Raw genomic sequence first — 22,203 nt, forward strand, 5'->3', positions numbered from 1 at the left:
GGTTAGCGAGTGGTGATGAGGACAAGTCCTTGTGGCGGAATGGTGATGGTCAGGTTGCCGTTCTTTAGCGAAGAGGATTCGGGCGGCGATGCCTTGCCTGCCTCGCGAAGCTTGGCGACCTGATCGCGTGTTGGGAATGCGGGACGACCCATCGCGTCGTAGGTCTTGATGACGTTGCCGTGGTCAGCGTCGAGCCGCCAGATTTCTATGGGCGCGTTGGGAGAGACGTGCTCAAGCTTTACAGTGAAGATCTTCGATGGGCCAGGATCGGTAGGCGGTGGCGTGTAGGCTGGGCCGCTGCCGTAGGGTGCGGCGTAGTTCCAGAGAGCGATAGCGAGTGAGCCGTCTTCGCGTCGGGTGGCGAGCGCGGAGTCGGAGTCGAGCTTGATGCGACGGTCGCCCAACCGATGCAGCATGGCGAAGGCGTTGAGCGAGGGCTTGGGAATATCGTCTTCGGCGATAAGACCGAAGCCGCCGTAGAACGGTGTACGTACGACGCCCTGTTCTTCGAAGACGTCGGAGAAGGACCAGTAGCTCATCGACTGAGTGAGGCCGTCGCATTGGCTGATGTTGCTGGCGAGCCACGGCCCCATGTAGACGGAGTCAGTGACGTCAGGCTCGTTGGCGTAGCTGGCGTTGTATTCGCTCATGATGAGCGGAATTTTTGGATAGGGCGACGCGAGAATCTCGTCGTGCACCATCTTTACGGCGCGAGCAACCATGTGGTCGCGGGGGACATCTTCGTCGGTGCCGAGGACGTTCTTCGCAGTGTCGTTGCCGTAGACGTGGGTACTGACGAAGTCGACGGGAACGTTGTCCTTCTTGCAGTGCGCGAGGAAGTCTGCGACCCATGCGGCCTGCGCGGTCGATGGCCCACCGACGCGCAGACGAGCGTTGACCTTCTTGATGGCGCGCGCAGTGTGGTCGTACAGCTCAAAGTAAGTCGGCTGCTTGGGATTGCCTGCCCAGAAGTCGATGTTGGGCTCATTCCATACTTCGAAGTCCCACTGTGCTACTTCGTCGATGCCGTAGCGTGCAACGAGATGCTCGACGAAGGCGGTGATCATGTCGTCCCACAGTTTGTAGTCCTTTGGCGGAGAGACGTTCTGCTTGTACCAGAAGGCGTGCAGCGCGTTCGGATCAGAGGCCATCTTCTTCGGCATGAAGCTCAACTCGACGAAGGGGCGAATGCCATTGGCGAGCAGGCCATCGTAGATCTGATCGACGTAAGAGAAGTTGTAGATGCCGGAATCAGAGTTCGCGGCCACGTCGGCATTCGTCATCTGGGCAAATTTGATGGGCCTGCGGTCAGGATCGTAGAGGCCCACGTCGTCCATGAAGATGCCGTGGAAGCGAACGGACTTGAAATCGGTGGCTTGCTTTACGGTGCGGAGGTCTTCGCGGTAGTCCTGCCTCAGCGAAAGAATGGCGCGGCCTGAGCCGAACGTCTGCTCCCAGAAGTGGGGGAAGGGCGTGGTGGCGGCTTTGGCGTCGATGCGGAGCGTTGTCATCTGTGAAGTAGAAGATTGAGCCGGAGATGAAATGCAGATGCAGGCAGAGAGGAGAATTGCAGAGCCGACTGACAGCAGGCGGCGGGAGATTGATTTCATCGAGCGCTCCGGTGGTGTGAGGTAAGGCGGAGTTGTGGCTCCGCCCCTATATGCCTGTCAGAAGTTTAGTCTCATCAGGAATTCAATCTGGCGTCCGGCGTCGGCAGTGGTGGCTTTGCCGAAATCGGCGTTCTGAATATTTGCAGCGGGATCAGCATTTCCGTTTTGAATGGGGGCCAGATTGAGCAGGTTGAAGGCGTTGAACATATTTGCCTGGAAGCGCAGGGTTGCGGTGTGGCCCCAGCTTTCAAGCTGCACCTCTTTGGCGAGGCTTATGTCGATGTCGCGATAGCACGGGCCGGTGAAGCTGTTACGTCCGATGCCTGGGGTGTAAACGTAGTTCTGGCCCGGAGGCAAGGTCGGAGGAGTGGTGTCGAAGTAGTTTTGGCCTCCGGCAGTGCCCGCTGTTCCGCCCGGCAGAGTGCGATTGGGGAAGTTAGAGCCGGTAACGTAGGCGTTGTTGGAGCAGCTTCGGCCGATGGGGCCTGCGCCGTAGAGGATTGCCAACGGACGCGTCGGTGACACGACCGCTGCGTTGGGAACGATATTGGATTGCAGGTTGTAAGTAACCGGCGTCCAGGGAAAGCCTGAGTGGAAGCTGGCGATGCCATTGATCTGCCATCCATTGGCTACAGCTTTAACAAGGAAGTTGTTGGAGTGAACCTTGGGCGTAGTGTACAGGCCGGAGATGGTGGCGCGATTGCGTGTGTCGTAGTCGGAGGGACCATACTCCGACTTGTTGTTGGCCGGGTTGGTCTGGTTAGCGTTGGAGTTGGCACCGTCACCGTTCGAGACCTGGTCCATGTTCTTCGAGAAGGTATAGCTGCCCTCGATCTGGAAGCCATGGCTGAAGTTGCGCGCGACGCGAACGTTGAGCGAGTTGTAGGCTTGGATCGAATCGGTCTGCGCGAAGAATGCCTGATAGGTTGGCGAGCCGGTGTTGTTGTAGAGGAAGTTCTGGTTGACCAGGCGCGGATTGTGTCGAGCGAGGCTGCCGCCGTAGCCGACGGTCAGCACGATCTGCTCAGGCAACTGGGTCTGGGTGTCGAGCGAGTAGAGATAGCTCACCGGATTTCGGATGCGGCCAGCGACGCCGTACAGCTCGATCTGCGCTCCATTGGCAGGAAAGCCGTTGGCATTTACGCCGCCGGCGAAAGCCGGGTTCGCCGGATAGCTATCGGCGGCATTGCTGCTGCCTAAAGCGTATTTGATCTGTCCGCCTGCGAAGGGGCTGGTGTCCTGGCCGCAGCAGACGTTGAAGGTCGCTGCGCCGGGAACGTTGTCGATGGCCTGCGTGTTGAACAATCCGGCATCGAGGTGGTTATAGGCAATTGCGAAGCCGCCGCGAAGGACGACATTGTTGTTGTACATGGCGGGGGTCCATGCGAAGCCGATCTTCGGCGCATAGTGGCCGTAGTCGGTGTTGTAGAGATCGTGAGTGGGGACCAGCGTCATGTCGGAGAGTTCGGATCCGGAAGGCCCGAGGACAGGCTTGCTGACGTTGCCGGTCTTGTTGCTGATCGGCGTATAGATCTCATAACGAAAGCCGGTATTGAGAGTGAAAGTTGGCGTCACCTTCCAGTCGTGCTGGACGAAGCCGGCTATATCTTTGGAACGAAGATAAAGTTGCGTGTTGGGTGCGCCGCCGGTAAGGGTGCTGGCGGTGATGCCTTCGTAGATGGGAGCATCGTTGGCGAAGTTCCACAGGCCCTGCATGGCGTAGACAGGGCGAGTCGTTCCGGAGAGCTTGTCGTTGTCCTGCTCGAAGCGGATCTCGCCGCCAAAACGCAGAATGTGCGAGCCGAAGGTATGTGTCACCTGATCGCGGACCTCATAGGTGTTTTCGGCGAAGATGGCGGGGTTGGTGCTGCTCTGCTCTACTCCGAAGTTGATGTTGTTGGAGAACGGCAGGCCTTGCACGTTGATGTAGGGTATACCGAAGTTCACCGTGCCTGCTCCGTCGCGAAGGGCGTTTTCGGCAAAGCGAGTGCTGTTACCTCGTAGCTCGTTGAGCCAGCTTGGCGAGAAGGTATGAATGTAGATGAGCGTAACGGCGGTGTTAAGTGGTTTGAAGGGAACGTCCGACTGTGGACGTGAGTCGGTCGCGCCGCTGGTACCGTAGTTGTCCAGCTTGGTGATGTAGAAGCTGCCTGCGAACTGGTCTTTCGTGCTGGCATACCAATCGACGCGGCCATTGAACTGATTTCCGCGAGAGTGGTTGGGCACGAGAAGCTGTGCGTACTCTACATCGGGCACGCCATCGAGGCCGCCGCCGGTATAGGTTGCGGGGTTCGTGGCCGCCGAAGGAGTGTAGACGCCAAGTTGCGTCGCGCCGCCAGGAGTTGGAGAGCCGATGTCGACTCCACCACCTACTGGATTGCAGTACGGGCCTCCGTTAGCTGTTTGCCGAACGCCGTTGACCGGAGCATACAGGCTTTGGTTGTTGGCGTAATCGGAGCAGTTCATGGGGAGAAGGGTGACGATTCGTGGCACGACACCAGCCGAGGTAAGGATGCTGGTGGTGATGCCACCGGGACGAATGGTGGGGATCAGTGAACGGTATTGTGGAGTCTCGACGTACTGCGAGATTGTAGTGTTTCCGCCATAGCTGAAGCCGGCGTAGGAGGCGAATCCAAAGAGCTTGTTTTTGATGATGGGGCCGCCGAGGGAGGCGTCGTAGGTGCGCTGCTTGGTCTCGACGCGTAGCGGAAGCTGCCCATCGGGGCCGCCGTATTTGGCAAAGGCATTGAGGCCCGGCTCATCGTAGAGAAAGTAGAGAGAGCCGTGCAGATCGTTGGTGCCGCTCTTGGTGACGACTTTGATTTGTGCTCCTGAGTTGCGGCCATCGGCGGCGTCGTAGGAGGTAGAGAGTGTGGTGATCTGGCCGATGGCCTCCTGATTGGGGGTAACGACAGCCGAGCCGCCATGTGTCAGCGAGTCGACGGTGACGCCGTCGACGCTGTAGGTGTTGTCGGCCACAGGCTGTCCGTTGGCTGAGATCTGCGTCTGGTTCTCGGTCTGGAAGATGCCACGCGACGATCCGCCGGGGCCTCCGCCGTTGGGAAGGAAAACGGCGTTGCCGTTGCCGGCGCGTGCGCCGTCACCTGTGATTCCGGGAGAGGTGCGAAGAAGCTCGTAGGGGTTGCCGCCGATGATGGGCAACCGCTGGATTGCTTCGGTGGAGATAGTGCTGCCGATGCTTGCGTCTGCATTTTGCAGAGCGGAGACTTGATTGGCATTGACGGTCACGGTCTCGGAGACATCGCCTGTGCTGAGGGTCACATTTAAATTGCGCGGTGTCTCTGCTGCAAGCGCAACATCGTCAAAGGTGGAGGCCTTGAATCCTGTTGCCGTGACCGCAAGGGTGTAATGCGCAGGAGGAAGCTCGCTAAAGTGATAGACGCCGCTGTCGCTTGTTGTCGTCTTCTGCGACTGATGCGTGGCAGGATTGGTCAACGTCACGGTCGCATTCGGGATGATCGCCCCTGTTGAATCCTGCACGGTACCGGAGAGGTTGGCGTTGAACTGTGCGTGGGCCTGTGCCGATAGACAAAGTGCCAGTGCGATCAGCGCAAATCGCATCAAAAAACGAGAGTATCTGGCGGTCATGAACTGCCTCCGAGGGAATGATTGGTCCTTTATCCTGCTGTCGGTGTAGTGGGGTGAGTTGTGGGGTTGTTCGTTTCGTTCGGAGACAGACGCCCATCATCTCGGAGAATGATTAAGGCCAGCATCGCTATAGGGCTTCTTGAAGACGAAGCTCCACGCGGCCCTGAAATTAAGGCAGCAGCGGCATTGGGAATGCCGAAAGTCGAACGCAACACCGACATGCGTTGTGATGCCGGATGATTACTGTAGTTTGTCCGCGAGAGAAAATAATTGCGAGGGATTTTTCGAGCTATAGCATTGGCCTGGCATGACTTAAAAGAGCGATGCCGCAGAGTTACTCTGCGGCATCGCTCTTTCGGTTTTACTGGATCGCTTACTTGTTCTGTGCCATGGTCTGCGCGTGTGGATAGTCGGCGCGGATGGTCAGAATCTCGTAAGGGTGAATGGGGACAGTGACCTTGTCTCCAGAGACGGTCAGAGGAGAGCCGATTGGCTTCTCCATCAGGTTGGTCTCTGTGGCTGAGGTCGCGCCCTTGGGTAGGGTGAAGGTAACGTCAGACTGCTTACCAGCCCACTCGAATACACGGAAGATAAGACCGTTGTCGTCTTCCGCTTTTTTCACAGCGGTCAGAACAACATTGTCAGGGCTTACCGCGACGTAGGAGTGTTCACGTGGCAGAGTGCCGGTATGCGATTCCACCTGGCTCGCACGCAGCTTGTAGTCGAACTCGTATCCGGCGCGCTCGGTCAGAGCGGTCTTCCAGGTTCCGGCGTGAGGATAGAGTTCATAGCTGAAGTGGTGTGGGCCGCGATCGGCATCAGGATCAGGCGAGACAGGAGAACGCAGCAGCGAGAGCCGCAACACGTTGTCCTGTCCGTCGTATCCGTACTTCGTCGCGTTGATCAGGCTGAAGCCATGCTGCTCATCTCCAAGGTCAGCCCAACGAATGGCCGGAACTTCGAAGCGAGCCTTCTCCCAGCTATTGTTGCGTGTGGTTGCACGCTGAATGGTGCCGTACGGAATCTCGTACGTCGCCTCCGGTGAGGATGCTGAGAGCGGGAAGGCTGCCTTCAGCAGAACGTGGGTCTCGTGCCAGTCGATATTGTTGCCGACGACGACCTTGTCCGAACCGGCGTAGAGCGTGATGTCCTGAACGAACTTCGAGCTCTGCCAGGTGCGCGTTACGCGAATGGTGGCGCGCATGGGTCCTTTGTCGACGAGCTTGACGGAGTCAACCTCGCTGATCGGCGTGTTGTGGTCGAGCGTGCCGGGATCGATGTTCCAGGCGTCGTAGTCCTTGGGCTTGTCGACAAACGTCTGGAGTTGATTGCCGCAGGCACCCTTGGCCAGCGTCTCGAAGTTCGACTTTTTATCGAAGATGCTGGTGATGCAGCCGTTTGAAGGATCGACGACGACACGAAGTGCAGCGTTTTCCAAAGTGAATCCGCTGGCCTTCAGGTCGCTAACGAAGGGCTTGGTTCCGGGAACGACGTGCAGTACTTCGTAGCCCATCGAAGGAACATTCTTTGCATCGACCAGCAGCTTGTAGCTATTGGTCTTCGCATCGCTGGCCAACACCTCCGAAGGCAGAACGCGATTGTTTGCGTCAAGGACGGAGACACCGTTCGCCGAAGCTGACGGCAACTGAACGTCAACTTCTACGTTGCCGGAACGCTCCCAAGCGAGCGGATTGAAGACGAACACGGGAACGCCAACGGCTGTGTGCGTATCCACTTCAGCCGAGAGGGTATGAAGTGCCTTGGTTGAGGCTTCGTTGGTCTCCCAGCGAACCTGATCGTAGTCCTTCTGGGCATCCTTATAGATGATGCCGATGCCGGAGCCCGCGGCGAGGTCGTGGAACTGGTTGAAGGTGATCTTCTCCCACGCGTCGGTGAGCCGATCATTGGGATAGGAGTCGCCCTGGAGCCACGCCAGCGAAGCATACTTCTCTGCGTTCAGCGTCCACTCTTCGCTCTCGCGCATGTTGCGCTTGTGGTTGGCCTGGGTGGTAAAGACACCGCGGTGGTATTCGAGGTACAGCTCGTCATCCCAGGTCGGGATGTGGATCTTGCCCTCTTCTGGTGTGGGGTATGTGTATCCCTGAGCGATGGACTTGTAGTTCCATGTTGGAGAATCGCTGGCGATCTCCTGCTCGACGTGGGTGAAGAAGGGCTGTGCAAGACCGTACTTCATGTTGGGAACGATCTTGTCCGACTCCATCCAGTGGTCGCCCTGATCGAGCACGGAGCGGGTTGGACCGCCGCCATGATCGCCGACGCCGTAGAGGTCCATCATCTCGTCGAGGCCGGGCGAACGCTTGCGCGCCGAGACCAGGTCGTTGGAGAGCCGCACCGGGCCGAGGTCGGTGTTTCCGTAGCCCTGTGGGAAGTAGGTCAACACCTTGCTGCCGTCCGGCGACTCCCACCAGAAGAGTTTGAGCGGAAGCTGGTTGGTATCGTTCCAGGTCATCTTCTGGGTGACGAAGTAGTCGATGCCGGAGCGCTTGTAGATCTGGGGAAGCTGCCAGTTGTAGCCAAAGGAGTCAGGGTTCCAGCCAATGCGAACATCGACGCCGTACTCTTTCTGGAACCAGCGCTTGCCGAGCAGGATGGAACGCACCTGCGATTCGCCATCGGGCATGTTCAGGTCGGGCTCGACCCACATGCCGCCGACGACCTCCCATCGACCTTCCTTGATGCGCTTCTTGATCTCGGCGTTCATCTCGGGATACTTCTCGAGCATCCACTCGTTGTACTGTGCGGCCGATTGAGTATAGGTGTAGTTCGGATACTCGTTCATCAACTGCAATGCGGTGCCGAAGGTGCGTTTTACGACATCGACGGTTTCGGTGCGGGGCCAAAGCCATGCGGCGTCGATGTGCGAGTTGCCGGTGAGATGGAAGGTCGCCTGCTGCAGCATGGGCTTCAGCGGCTCGATCTCATTCTTCGCTTCAGCCAGAGAGGTGTCGAACTTCTTCTGGTTATCGGCGTCCAGTGCATTCAGATCGACGGAGGTGATGGCCTTCTCGAGCGTAGCCATGTCCGCGGTCGCATTTTTAGAGAGCGACGGGATCAACAGGGCAGTCGAGATGAACTCCTGCTGCAGGTCCGACGGGTCGGGCCGGTTGGAGGCAAAGTCGATCTTCATCATCGAGCCGCCAAATCGCTTGTTGCCGACTGTGGGCAGCAGCTTGACCGCGACCAGGATCTTGTCGCCCGGCTTAGCATTGTCGAAGAGGACGATGGGCTCAAGGTCGTCGCCGAGAGCGACGCGGCGGCCGTTGAAGTAGATGATCTGGGGCATCGAGCGATCGCCGCGGGCGTTGAACTTGAACCAGATGCGCGCGCCGGTCAGGTCATATCCATTAAGTGTCTTGGGAATCTCCACAAGCTGGCGATACCAGACTGCGTCGGTGCCGCCTTCGCTTCCCGGTTTTGCTACCGGCCAGCTGCTGTCGTCCAGATCGGCAGCTTCGCCATGGGCGACGTTCCCGGCGTGGAAGCGCCAGGACTCGGCGGGCAGATAGTCGAAGGTGCCGAGCCGTTCCACCACCTTTTGCGACTCGGGGGAGAGCGTTGACGGAATCTCAACGCCACGTCTGCGATGTTGGGCGCTGGCAGGAGTGCCGAGGCAGAACGGCGCGAGAAATATCGCCGAAGCCAACAGCGCTCCAGCGTAGTTGCGTACCGTATGGAGACGCGAGAAAACGATCATGTACAACTCCTTACTTAATGGATACCTGTTCGTTCTGAGACAGCAGCGGCTGTCTTGTTTCAGTTCATGCCTTCGCATTCGACATCACTGCTCCAGAGCGGTCTGGGGATACAGCAATGGAAGAAGACGAAGGCTGGAGCTAAGGAGCAGAGGTCCGAAAACCTGCACACCTGTCGTCCCATTGCTTCGCAATTCTTTTGAACGTTCCGGCCCGGTCCTCGTTGATGCAAGTTTCAACGGCCAAACATGATTGCGCTATCACACGGTCACATGTTTACGTTTCGAGTATTCATCTGTCAAATAAAAGTTTTGCTGCTTTGTTGACGTTACCGATTACGTGACCGAAAAGTCCAATTTTCTATACAGCGGGAGTCTAGTCCAAATTTTAGGCCGAGTGGTAAACAAAGGATTATTTCGGTCTGTGATAGCATCCCACTTCCTCGGAAGGAGGGCCTTCGGCGGGGCTGAATTTCCGTGCGGCTGCTGCTGTCGTATCGAACCGGGGAGAGAGTGGCGAGGTTGCCGCGGAAGAGTGTGACGATCCACCAGATGCAGGAGGATTCTTCGAATGAAGGTTTATTCGGGCAATGATATCCGCAATGTCGCTGTCGTAGGACACTCCCATAGCGGCAAAACCACCCTGATCTCCGCACTGCTCCATGCCGCAAAGATGACGCCTGTGAAGGGCCGGGTTGAGGACGGGTCGGCGGTGACGGCGTATGACGAAGAAGAGGTTGCGCGCCGGACGACCATGGCCAATGCTCTTGCCTTCGCGGAGTGGAACGGCGTGAAGATCAACCTGCTGGATACTCCCGGCTTCCATATGTTCGTTCACGAGGCGCGCGCGGCGATGCTGCCGGTCGAAGCGGCACTGATCGTCGTGAATGCCCAGATTGGAGCCGAGGCGGTGACGGACCGGGTGTGGAAGTATGCGGCTGAGGTCAATCTGCCGCGCATTGTGGTCATGAACCAGATCGACCACCCTAAGGCGGACAGCAGGATCGGGCGTCAGAAGATGATCGAGCTGCTGCAGGAGAAGTGGGGGCGGCAGGTGGTGCCGGTTCAGTTGCCCATTGTCGATCAGCATGGCTTTCACGGTGTGGTGGACCTGGTGACGATGAAGGCGTTTCTGTATGAGCCCGACGGTGACGGCCATGGAGAGGCCGGCAAGATTCCGGAGGCGGTTGCCGCGGATGCGAAGGCGGCACACGAGGCGCTGGTCGAGCTGGTTGCCGAGGGTAAAGATGAGTTGATGGAGGAGTTCTTTCGGGAAGGCACGATTCCCGAGCATCACCTTATTGGTGCTCTGCATGAGGCCATACGCGAGGATCGGATCTTTCCGGTGCTGTATGCCAGCGGCTTGAGAAATGTGGGCACGGACCATCTTCTCGACTTCCTGAAGGTCTATGCACCCGCTCCAGTTGAGCGCGGGCCGGTGGCAGCGGGAGGGATTCTAACCCCACCTGCCACTGCGGCGCACGCGAGCAATGGCGAAGCCACAAGCATGCCGGAGGACGTTCAGGAAGAGATCGTCATGCGGCGGGTCGACGATACCGAACCCGTGGCCCTCTATATCTATAAGACAATGACGGACCCGTTTGCGGGCAGGATCTCGTTCTTTAAAGTCGTCAGCGGCATGGTCAGGACCGACGCCACGGTACAGAACTATACCCGGCAGGAGCCAGAGCGGTTGGCGCACCTCTCTATCATGCAGGGACGCAAGGCGGTCGAGGTGCCGGAGCTGCACTCTGGCGATCTGGGTGCGGTCGCTAAGCTACGGGTTACCCTCACGGGGGACACGCTGGGGGACAAGGCAAACGAGATCTTCATTGAGCCAGTCTCGATGCCGGAGCCGGCGATGACCTATGCCATCGAGCCGAAGACCCGCGCCGATGAAGACAAGCTCGGCCCGGCGCTACATAAGCTGATGGAAGAAGACCAGATGATACGGTTCTTCCGCGACCCGCAGACGAACGAGTTCCTGGTCGCCGGGGCGGGGCAGCCTCATATTGAGGCCATCGTCTCCAAGCTGAAGCGCCGATATCACACGGAGGTGACGCTGAAAGCTCCAAAGGTGCCTTATCGCGAGACCATCCGCGGGCATGCCGAGGCGCAGGGGCGCCATAAGAAGCAGACTGGCGGACATGGGCAGTTTGGCGATTGCAAGATTCGCATGGAGCCGCTTGCCCGCGGCAGCGGCATTGTCTTTGTGAACGATATCTTCGGCGGGGCGATCCCACGCCAGTTCGTCCCGGCGGTCGAGAAGGGAATTCATGAGTCGGCGGCTCGCGGCTATCTGGCGGGCTATCCAGTGGTCGACTTCAAGGTCTCTCTCTTCGACGGCAGCTATCATGATGTCGACTCCAGCGAGATGTCCTTTAAGCTGGCTGCGCGCGCCGCGTTCCGCAAATGTATGGAGCTGGCGAAGCCGGCCCTGCTGGAGCCGGTGATGCACGTCGAGATCGAGGCACCCGACGAGTTTGCCGGCGCTCTGATCGGCGATTTGAACGGCCGTCGTGGCAGGGTACAGGGCATGGAGAGCAGCGGTGCGGGCACCATTGTGCGCGCAGAAGTCCCTATGGCTGAGATGCTTAGCTATGGGACGACGCTTATCTCCATCACCCAGGGACGCGGCAGCTTCCACATGGAGATGGACCACTACGATGTCGTACCGCAGCTTGTGGCAGAGAAGATATTGGCTACAGCGAAGAAGACGGTGCAGGACGAGGCGGAAGAATAGCGAAGATAGGGCGTTCGATCTCTTGTATGTGAAACGTTACAGGATTCCAACCAGAGCGGTCCGGTTTTGATTGATAATCGGATAGGCAAGGCAGGGGAACTTCACTTCTCGGTAGAGAAAAACGATTGTTTCTCACCCAATTGCCAATAAACCAAGATGCTTCTGCCTCGGGTGAGTCTATACCGGGGTACTCGTACGTCCATACGTAGACGGACTCACAGCATTCAAGTCCAAATTTAACCGTTTGGCCAGGAGACACATTGTCATCCGATTCAAAGGAACACCCGACTACTAGCCCGGACCATCAACTTCCGGCCCCTACTTCGGAGCAGCGCGAGCACCAGAACCATAAGGGTGTCCGGATTATCGTATGGGTCGTTATTCTCTTGATCTTCGCGGTCGCATTCTTCCTGATTATGCGGCAGCATGCCACCACGGCAAAGAAGCCGTCACGGCGCGGTGCGGGAGGAACGACGACAATCACCACGGCGACTGCGCAAAAGGGTGATATCGGTGTCTATCTGGACGCCATCGGTACGGTCACGCCGGTACATACGGCATCGATCACCAGTCAGGTGAACGGCATCGTGACGGCCGTGCACTATCAGGAAGGGCAGATCGTTCGCCAGGGCGCTCCTCTGATCGACATCGACTCGAGAACGTACCGCGCCACGTTGCTGCAGGCGCAGGGCATTCTGGAGAGGGATCAAAACATCCTTGCCCAGGCCAAGATGGACCTTGTTCGCTATCGTGATGCCTGGAATCGTAACGCGATTCCGAAGCAGACACTCGACGATCAGGAAAAGATCGTCCTGCAGGACGAGGGCACGGTTAAAAATGATCAGGGTGCAGTGCAGTTCGATCAGGTCCAGGTGGATTATTGCCACATCACGGCCCCCTTCACCGGCAGGGTCGGTCTACGCTTGGTAGACCCCGGCAATGTCGTTCAATCGTCGGGCGGAACAACGCTTGCGGTCGTTACCCAGATACAGCCGATCACGGCCATCTTTACGATTGCCGAGGACAATCTCGGACAGGTTCAGCCTCGCCTGCACCAACAGGCAAAGCTTCCTGTCTATGCCTTCGACCGGACATCGCTGAATAAGATCGCTACGGGCTCGCTGCTTACGCTCGACAACCTGATCGATACGACGACCGGAACGGTCAAGGCCCGTGCCCTATTCGACAATAAGAACGGCGTGCTCTTTCCCAACGAGTTCATCAACACTCGGTTGCTGGTCAACACACTGCATGACGTGACTCTGATTCCCTCGTCGGCGGTACAGCACAACGGGCAGGAATCCTTCGTCTACATCATTCAAAACAATGTGGCGCACGTTCGCAGTGTGAAGCCGGGAGTAACGGACGACAACACCACGCAGGTCGAAGGCATCAACCCCGGCGATGTCGTTGCCGACAGCAGCTTTGAGAAGTTGCAGGATAACGCCAAGGTCATCATCTCCAAGAAGCCTATTCCGGCCAGCACCACCACTGGGAGTGAAGCTCCTTGAGTCCCTCACGCCCGTTTATTCTTCGTCCTGTTGCAACGTCGTTGCTGATGGCGGCCATTCTGCTGGTGGGCCTTGTGGGCTTCACGCAGTTGCCCGTCTCCGCGCTGCCTGAGGTGAACTATCCGACCATTCAGGTCGTCACCTTTTATCCGGGAGCGAGTCCGGAGGTCGTCGCCACTACCGTCACAGCTCCGCTGGAGCGGCAGTTTGGCCAGCTTCAGGGACTTAGCCAGATGACCTCCAGCAGCTCGGGCGGCAACTCTGTCATCGTGCTCCAGTTCAATCTCAACCTGGATATCGACGTTGCTGAAGAAGAAGTACAGTCGGGCATCAACGCATCGCAAAGTTATCTTCCGGCAAACCTGCCTTCTCCGCCGATCTACAGCAAGACCAATCCTGCCGACGCGCCGATTCTGACGCTGGCCATCACATCGAAGACCTTGCCGCTCTCGCAAGTGGAAGACCTGATCGATACTCGCTTTGCGCCGAAGATCTCGCAGCTCAGCGGAGTCGGACTGGTCAGCATCAGCGGCGGTCAGAAACCGGCAGTGCGGATTCAGGTGAATCCTTCGGCGCTGTCTTCGTACGGTATTGATCTTGAAGCTCTACGTACGGCCGTGTCGCAGGCCAGCGTCAATGCTGCCAAAGGAAACTTCGATGGTCCGCGCCAGGACTATCAGATCGACGCTAACGACCAGTTGGTCACCAGCGGAGACTACAAAAAGGTCGTGGTCGCCTATCGGAACGGCGCTCCGGTCATGCTTACGGACGTAGCCACGATTGTGGATGGTGTTGAAAATAGCGTTCAGGCTGCGTGGATGGATCAGACTCCGGCCGTGATCGTCAATATTCAACGACAACCCGGCGGCAATACGATCAGCGTCGTCAAGAGCATCAAGAAGATTCTGCCGCAGCTGAAAGCCGATCTTCCTGCCGGTATTCAGATCACGACGATGACGGACCTGACCACCGGCATTCAGGCCTCGGTCAACGACGTTGAATTCGAGTTGCTGCTCACCATCTTCCTGGTTGTGATGGTGATCTTTCTCTTCTTAAGGAACCTCTACGCCACCATTATTCCCAGTGTAGCGGTGCCGTTGTCTCTAGTCGGAACATTCGCGGTGATGTACGCCCTAGGCTACAGCCTCGATAATTTATCGCTCATGGCGCTTACGATCTCGACCGGCTTCGTTGTCGACGATGCCATCGTCATGATCGAAAACATCGCGCGCTATCTCGAAGACGGTGACACGCCCATGGAGGCGGCGTTCAAAGGTGCAGAGCAGATCGGCTTCACGATCATGTCGCTGACGGTCTCGCTCATCGCGGTTTTGATCCCGCTGCTCTTTATGGGAGACATCGTTGGCCGCCTCTTCCGCGAATTCGCCGTTACGCTTGCCGTTACCATCATCATCTCGGCCGTGGTCTCGCTTACGCTGACGCCGATGATGTCCTCGCGCATCCTTAAGCACACCCCGCCCGAGGAGCAGGGACGCTTCTTCAAATCGTCCGAGCGCGTCTTCGAGAGCATGATTGCCTTTTACGGACGAACATTGAAGGTCGTTCTCCGCTACCGCACCATCACGCTTCTGGTCGCGCTTGCAACGCTGGTGCTTACTGTCTTCCTCTACATCATTATTCCTAAGGGCTTCTTCCCGGTGCAGGATACGGGCGTGATTCAGGGTATCTCGCAGGCCTCACCGACGATCGGGTCTAAATCGATGGCAGCCAAGCAAAAGGAGCTGGCAAAGATCATTCTGCAGGACCCGGCGGTTCAGAGTCTCTCCTCCTTTATTGGTGCTGACGGGACGAACACCACGATCAACAGTGGCAGAATGTCGATCAATCTCAAGCCGCTGTCCGAACGCGATCTTAGCGCCTCGGACGTCATTCGCCGGTTGCAAAACAAGCTGAAGGATGTGCAGGGCATCGAGCTCTACATGCAGCCGGTGCAGAACATCACGGTCGATGACCGTGTCAGTCGCACGCAATATCAGTACACACTCGAAGACCCGGACCAGAACGAGTTGAACGAGTGGACAGCGCGGCTGGTCGATAAGATGAAGCAGTTGCCGGAGATCGAAGACGTCGCTACCGATCAGCAGATGGGCGGCCTTGCCGTCGACCTTGTTATCGACCGAGCAACGGCGTCTCGCCTTGGCATTGCTCCCACGACAATCGACAACACGCTCTACGATGCCTTTGGTCAGCGCCAGATCAACACGATGTACACGCAGCTGAACCAGTATCACGTCATTCTCGAGGCCCAGCCGCAGTTTCAGTTGGACCCCAACATGTTGAGCCATCTTTATATCCAGTCCAATGCTGCTGCAGGCACAACTGGCGCCGGCGGCTCATCGGCTTCCGGCAGAGGATCGACCTCGGCAGGTTCGAACACGCTGACTACTTCTGCTCTGTACACTCCTTCAGCAAATACGCTTACGCCGCCTGCAAGTGCGCTTACTGCCAGTGCAGCTACCATCAACCGTGGCGCAGGGTCCGCGGGAGGTACAAGCTCTGCTACGAGCAGCGCTGTACCTTTCAGCGCGTTCTCGCACTTTGAGCGTACGACCGAGCCGCTCTCTATCACCCATCAGGGACAGTTCCCGGCGATCACTGTATCTTTCAACCTGGCACCGAACGGATCTCTTGGCGGCGCGATTGATGCGATCACCAAGGTGCAGAAAGATATGCACATGCCGGCCAGTCTGCAGGCGGATTTTGAGGGAACGGCTGCGTCCTTCCGTAACTCACTTTCGAATGAACCTCTCCTTATCCTCGCTGCTCTCGTCACCGTCTACATCGTGCTCGGCGTACTGTACGAGAGCTTCATTCATCCGGTCACAATTCTTTCCACGCTTCCCTCTGCCGGAGTAGGCGCGTTTCTCGCGCTTATTATCTTTCATCAATCTCTCAGTATCGTCGCGATCATAGGACTTGTTCTATTGATAGGTATTGTTGAGAAGAACGGCATTATGATGGTGGACTTCGCTCTGGAAGCTGAGCGAGAGCGTGGCAAGAGTGCGACTGACGCCATCTATGAGGCGTGCCTGCTTCGCTTCCGTCCCATCATGATGACGACGATGGCTGCGTTGCTGGCTGGTGTCCCGCTGGCCTTCGGTTCCGGCGAAGGTTCGGAGTTGCGCAAACCGCTCGGCATTGCCATGGTCGGCGGCCTGCTGCTTAGCCAGATACTCACCCTCTACACCACGCCTGTCATCTATATCTTCTTCGATGGCATCGCGACGCGTTTCTCGAGCAAGCGAGGAAGCCCGCATCCAGGTAACGAGCCACAATCCGCAGGGCAGCCATGAACATCTCCGCGCCCTTTATCCATCGACCTGTTGCGACGACTCTACTGACGATCGCGATCGCAATCGCTGGAGCGATAGCCTTCACCGTGCTTCCTGTCTCTCCGTTGCCCCAGGTCGATTTTCCTACGATCTCGGTCAATGCAGGTCTTCCCGGAGCCAGCGCGGAGATTATGGCTTCGTCTGTGGCTACGCCGCTGGAGCGGCAGTTTGGCCATATTGCCGGCGTCACCGAGATGACCTCTTCGAGCAGTCTCGGCTCGACGCAGATCACCATTCAGTTTGATCTGAGCCGCAATATCGACGGCGCGGCACGCGATGTTCAGGCTGCGATCAATGCAGCGCGCACCTATCTTCCCGCCAACCTTCCCGGAAACCCCACGTATCGTAAGGTCAATCCGGCAGACGCCGCGATCATGATCCTTACGCTGACGTCGGACAAGTATGATCCGGGAACCCTCTATGACGAAGCCTCCACGGTGCTTCAGCAAAAGCTCTCGCAGATTGAGGGTGTGGGACAGGTAAGCGTCGGTGGTGGTGCGCTCCCATCGGTTCGTGTCGAAGTGAACCCCACCAAGCTGGCGAGCTATGGACTGACGATGGCCAATCTTCAGGCACAGCTCAGTCTGCAGAACTCTGCCCTTGCCAAAGGACAGATTACCGACGGCAACATCACCGCAGATATTCTGGCCAACGATCAGATATCAAAGGCGGTGGATTACAAGCCCCTGATCGTCGGCTATAAAAACGGTGCGGCAATTCATCTATCCGATGTCGCGGATGTGATCGACTCTGTGGAGAATATCCGCAACGGTGGATATCTCAACGGCAAACGAGCCATCAACATCATCATTCACCGCGAGCCGGGCGCCAACATCATCGACACCAACGATCGGATTCTCGCTGCGATTCCTTCGATGAAGGCCTCTATTCCGCAGGGGATCGATATCACGGTCATGCTCGATCGCACGACCACTATTCGGGCTTCGGTTCACGACGTGGAATGGACGCTTCTGCTCTCGATCATTCTCGTCATCTTTGTCGTTTTTGTATTTCTCAGGAATGTGCGCGCAACGCTTATTCCAGCGGTTGCGGTGCCTGTTTCCCTCATCGGCACCTTGGCTGTGATGTATCTCTTCGGCTATAGCATCGACAACTTGTCGCTGATGGCGCTCACCATCTCTACGGGTTTCGTCGTCGACGACGCTATCGTCGTCATGGAAAATATTACTCGCCATCTTGAAGCTGGCATGAGCTCTTTTGCTGCGACGATCAAAGGTGCGCAGGAGATCGGCTTCACCGTCATGTCGATCAGCTTCTCGCTCATCGCGGTATTTATTCCGTTGATTCTGATGGGCGGGATCGTCGGCAGGCTCTTCCGTGAATTCGCGATTACGCTTTCGACCGCCATCCTCGTCTCGATGGTCATCTCTCTGACGACCACGCCTACGATGTGCGCGTACATCCTGAAAGACGAGCACAAACAAAAGCATGGCCGCCTTTACATGGCGAACGAGAGATTCTTTGAGTGGGTGCTCTCACTCTATCGTCGAACGTTGCACTGGGTTCTCGACAACCCTGGTCTTACGCTCACCGTTCTCTTTCTTACCATTCTGTTGAATGTTGCCATTGTCCTGAAGATCCCCAAAGGCTTCTTTCCCCAGCAGGATACAGGTGCGATTGCAGGCGGAATCCAGGGCCCGCAGGACGCATCTTTTCCGGCGATGGACGCTGCTACGAAGCAGGTAGAAGATGTCGTCATGAAAGATCCAGCCGTCCAGACCGTGATTGCATTTACGGGTGGCGGCAACACGGGCTTTGTCTATATCACACTGAAGCCGCTTGATGTGCGTAAGATCGGTGCTCCTGAAGTCATCAACCGCTTGCGGCCGAAGCTCGATAAGCTTACCGGAGCTTCTACTTTTCTTCAGGCTTCGCAGGACCTTCGTATCGGTGGACGCTCGAGCAACGCTCTTTATCAGTACACGCTGCAAGCCGATAATATCGCCGACCTCTCAAAATGGGGTCCGATTGTGTTGGAGCATATGAAGCATCTGCCTGGTCTGCAGGACGTCAATACAGATCAGCAAAATGGCGGACTCGATCTTTTACTGAATTATGATCGCGTCAGAGCTGCCAGCCTGGGACAGACGGCTCAATCGCTCGACTCATCACTCTACAGTGCCTTTGGCCAGTCCCAAGTTTCTGTTATCTATACTCAGCTTAATCAGTACTATGTTGTTCTTGAGGTTGCGCCGCCGTATTGGCAGAGCCCCGAGGGCCTCAAAAATATCTACCTGCGCCCTGGAGGAACTACTAATCCGACCTCCACCGGCAACGTTCCTCTTTACACGATGGCAACGAGCCGGGCCGATACCATTCCACTGTCGCTGCCGCATACGGGGCTGTTTCCTTCTACGACCATCTCTTTCAATCTTGCTCCTGGTGTCTCGCTGAGCGATGCGACTCTTGCGATTAATCAGATGCAGGACCGCTTGGGGATTCCCGCTACTGTTCACGGCTTCTTCGCCGGTACGCTGCAGGCCTATCAGGATTCGCTCGGCACAGAGCCTATTCTCGTACTGACCGCGCTCTTTGCTGTCTACATTGTGCTCGGTATTCTTTACGAGAGTTTGGTTCATCCCATCACAATTCTGTCGACGCTGCCGTCGGCCAGCGTGGGTGCTATGCTGGCACTTCTTCTCTTCCACGAAGACCTGAACGTAATCTCTATCATCGGTATCGTGCTGCTGATAGGCATCGTAAAAAAGAATGCCATCATGATGATCGACTTCGCACTTCAGGTCGAGCGCGAGCAGGGGATGAGTCCCGAGGATGCCATCTTCGAAGCCTGCATGCTTCGCTTCCGTCCTATTCTGATGACCACGACAGCCGCATTGTTTGGGGCCATCCCGCTTGCGTTTGGAACTGGCATGGGCTCGGAGCTGCGTCGTCCACTGGGCATCACTATCGTAGGAGGTCTGCTCGTGAGCCAACTCCTGACGCTTTACACCACTCCCGTCGTTTACCTTACCCTCGACCGCTTGCGTCTTCGCATCCAGGGCAGAAAACACGACACGTTTCATGCTGCGGTCGGCCCAACACCGGCCACAGATTAATTCGAGCCATCACGGTTTAAACTTATGACTACACTTCGTTTCAAAGTCGCCATCTACCCCGCCATCGCAGCGGCTGTGCTTCTTACCGGCTGCCGGGTCGGCCCCAAATATCACACTCCTCCAGCGACGGCCCAGGCCCCGCCGATCTCGTACAAAGAATCCCCCACGCAGTTCAAGGACACCGATGGTTGGAAGGTCGCTCAACCCCAGGATGCCATGCTTCATGGCAAATGGTGGGAGATCTACAACGACTCCGAGTTGAATGCGCTCGAAGATCAGGTCAACATCAACAACCAGAACATAAAAGAATACTTTCAAAATTTTATGGCGGCGCGCGCGCTTGTTCGCGAAGCTCGCGCTCAATTCTTTCCAACGGCATCGATTGGCCCGTCGTATACGCGCTCTCGCTCCTCAGCTAATCTTAAAAATTCGACTGGAACGGGTGGTACCAGCGCCGGTGCGCAAAGCTCGCTCATCTCGATGCCTCTCGATGTATCGTGGGAGCCGGACTTGTGGGGCCGCATTCGCAATACTGTTGACGCCGCGCGTTTCCAGGCACAGATCAGTGCAGCCGATCTGGAGAACGAGCGTCTTAGCGAACAGGCGGATCTTGCTGAGTTCTTCTTCGAGCTTCGGGGCCAGGACGCTTTGCAGGCTCTCTATGCCTCTACGATCGAAGCCGACAAAAAAGCGCTCGACCTCGCTCGCGCCCGCTATGAGACCGGCGTTGACGATCAAATTTCCGTTGTCGAAGCACAGAACACGTTACAGAGTGCCGAATCGGAGTCAATTAATCTCGGCGTAGCCCGTGCTCAATATGAGCATGCCATTGCGGTTCTTATAGGCACCAACCCATCCAGCTTCTCCATTCCGGTCAAGCCGCTCAACGCTCAACCACCTGCTGTTCCTATTGGGATGCCTTCGCAGCTTTTGGAGCGCCGTCCCGACATTGCCGCCTCCGAGCGCGCGATGGCAGTTGCCAACGCACAGATTGGCATAGCCTACGCTGCTTTCTATCCAAACCTTACTCTGAGTGCTTCAGGAGGTTTCAACAGTTCTTCCCTCGGAAAACTCTTCGATTGGCCGAGCCGCTTTTGGTCTATCGGCCCATCCATCTCGGAGACCGTCCTCGATGTGGGCCTGCGCACCGCAGGCGCACAACAATACACCGCCACCTACAATGCCAGCGTTGCCACTTATCGCGAGACGGTCCTCACCGCCTTTCAGCAGGTTGAAGATTATCTTGCTTCGGTCCGCATCCTCTCCCAGCAGATCCTTAAGGAGCAGGAAGCAGTCCTATCGGCACAACGCTTTGTCGATTTGGAGACTGCGCGCTATAAGACTGGAATCGATCCGTATGTCGACGTCGTTACGGCACAGACTACGCTGCTCACCAATCAGCGCACGCTTGCCACGCTTGAGATTCAGAGCATGACATCATCGGTGCAACTGATACAGGCGCTTGGCGGAGGGTGGGATAGGACGCAGCTTCCGACCCCATCCCAGGTCAGCGCTGCGCCCAGCAAAGCCGACACCGCTATCCAAAAATAGCGATGTCGGCTTTGCTGCTAAAAGTCGTCGTGAAAGGCGACTTCGCCGGCAACCGCAACCTGATAGGCAGAGACTCGACGCTCGAAGAAGTTCGCCAGCTCCTGCACATCTTGCAGCTCCATAAACGCAAACGGGTTCTTTGAGCCGAAGATCGGCTTCATTCCCAGCCGCACCACGCGCGAATCCGCTACGTACTCCAGATACTGTCGCATCTCACGCACGGAGAGCCCTGCAACGCCGCCGGAGAGAAGATCTTCGGCAAACTGCAGTTCGCAGTCCACGGCCTCTTTCATCATTGCAACAACATCTGATTCGAGTGCAGCGTCGAACAGCTCCGGATGTTGTGATCGCACTACATTTACTACCTCGAACGCAAACTCCAGATGGCAACTCTCGTCGCGGAAGACCCAGTTCGTTCCTGCTGCTAGTCCATTCAGCAATCCGCGCGAGCGCAGAAAATAGACATAGGCAAATGCCGCAAAAAAGAAGAGGCCTTCGATGCATCCTGCAAAACAGATCAGATTCAGGACAAACTGCTTCTGCTCCTCTGGCGTGCGCAGCTCATCGAGCTTTTGGATCGAGTCCATCCAGCGCATGCAAAACTGTGCTTTTTTCGTAATGGAAGGAATGTTCTCGACTGCTGCAAACGCTGCCGCCCGGGCATCCGGATCGGGAACATAGTTATCAAGCAGTGTCAGGTAGAACTGCACATGCACAGCCTCTTCGTACAGTTGCCGCGACAGATAAAGTCTCGCCTCGGGCGAATTGATGTGCTTATAGAGATTCAATACAAGATTGTTTGAGACGATTGAATCTCCTGTGGCAAAGAACGCAACCAACCGCTGAATCAGGTGAATCTCGGCAGGTGTAAGGCGCGACCGCAGGTCCACGAGGTCGGTTGAGAAATCAACCTCTTCTACGGTCCATGTATTTTTAATCCCATCCTTGAACATCTCAAAGAACACGGGATACTGCATCGGTCGCAGCGTAAGAGACAAGCCTGGATCGAGAATAGAGTTAGGTGCTTTCGTTGACAT

General features: G+C 56.8%; 10 protein-coding genes. 6 read left to right on the forward strand and 4 right to left on the reverse strand.

From position 1 onward, the window contains the following. Positions 1-2: 2 nt before the first annotated feature. Entirely contained in the window at positions 3-1,610 is a 1,608-nt protein-coding gene (locus IEW09_RS03900) for a GH39 family glycosyl hydrolase (RefSeq protein ID WP_188552816.1), read from the reverse strand. 57 nt (positions 1,611-1,667) lie between these two features. Then, entirely contained in the window at positions 1,668-5,192 is a 3,525-nt protein-coding gene (locus tag IEW09_RS03905; RefSeq protein ID WP_229739120.1) for a TonB-dependent receptor, read from the reverse strand. 135 nt (positions 5,193-5,327) lie between these two features. Between IEW09_RS03905 and IEW09_RS18760 the strand changes: the two genes are divergently transcribed. Further along, positions 5,328-5,459, forward strand: coding sequence for a hypothetical protein (locus tag IEW09_RS18760; protein WP_268235724.1), 132 nt, complete (start codon positions 5,328-5,330; stop codon positions 5,457-5,459). 133 nt (positions 5,460-5,592) lie between these two features. Here IEW09_RS18760 and IEW09_RS03910 read toward each other — a convergent pair whose 3' ends face one another. Further along, positions 5,593-8,934: an alpha-mannosidase gene (locus IEW09_RS03910; RefSeq protein WP_188552818.1), complete on the reverse strand. Its 3,342-nt coding sequence runs from the start codon at positions 8,932-8,934 to the stop codon at positions 5,593-5,595. A 568-nt stretch (positions 8,935-9,502) separates the two neighbouring features. Here IEW09_RS03910 and fusA point away from each other — a divergent pair. The 5 genes from fusA (at position 9,503) to IEW09_RS03935 (ending at position 21,166) form a co-directional block, all read left to right on the forward strand. Beyond that, on the forward strand, positions 9,503-11,674 hold the full coding sequence (gene fusA, locus IEW09_RS03915) for an elongation factor G (RefSeq protein ID WP_188552819.1): 2,172 nt from the start codon (positions 9,503-9,505) through the stop codon (positions 11,672-11,674). A 260-nt stretch (positions 11,675-11,934) separates the two neighbouring features. Then, on the forward strand, positions 11,935-13,185 hold the full coding sequence (locus tag IEW09_RS03920) for an efflux RND transporter periplasmic adaptor subunit (protein WP_188552820.1): 1,251 nt from the start codon (positions 11,935-11,937) through the stop codon (positions 13,183-13,185). Next, positions 13,182-16,499 carry an efflux RND transporter permease subunit gene (locus IEW09_RS03925; protein WP_188552821.1) on the forward strand — a complete coding sequence of 1,106 codons (3,318 nt, stop codon included), beginning with the start codon at positions 13,182-13,184 and terminating at the stop codon, positions 16,497-16,499. Before IEW09_RS03920 ends, IEW09_RS03925 begins: the two co-directional genes overlap by 4 nt. Then, a complete protein-coding gene (locus tag IEW09_RS03930; RefSeq protein WP_188552822.1) occupies positions 16,496-19,615 on the forward strand; it encodes an efflux RND transporter permease subunit in 3,120 nt (1,039 codons plus the stop codon). Before IEW09_RS03925 ends, IEW09_RS03930 begins: the two co-directional genes overlap by 4 nt. Positions 19,616-19,639: 24 nt before the next feature. Beyond that, positions 19,640-21,166 (forward strand): efflux transporter outer membrane subunit, encoded by a 1,527-nt coding sequence (locus IEW09_RS03935; RefSeq protein ID WP_188552823.1) that lies wholly within the window; start codon positions 19,640-19,642, stop codon positions 21,164-21,166. Between the two features lie 17 nt (positions 21,167-21,183). Here IEW09_RS03935 and IEW09_RS03940 read toward each other — a convergent pair whose 3' ends face one another. Beyond that, the gene (locus IEW09_RS03940; protein ID WP_188552824.1) at positions 21,184-22,203 is read right to left on the reverse strand and encodes a ribonucleotide-diphosphate reductase subunit beta; all 1,020 of its coding nucleotides are present in this window, start codon (positions 22,201-22,203) and stop codon (positions 21,184-21,186) included.

The organism is Edaphobacter dinghuensis (assembly GCF_014640335.1).
GTDB classification, from domain to species: Bacteria; Acidobacteriota; Terriglobia; order Terriglobales; family Acidobacteriaceae; genus Edaphobacter; species Edaphobacter dinghuensis.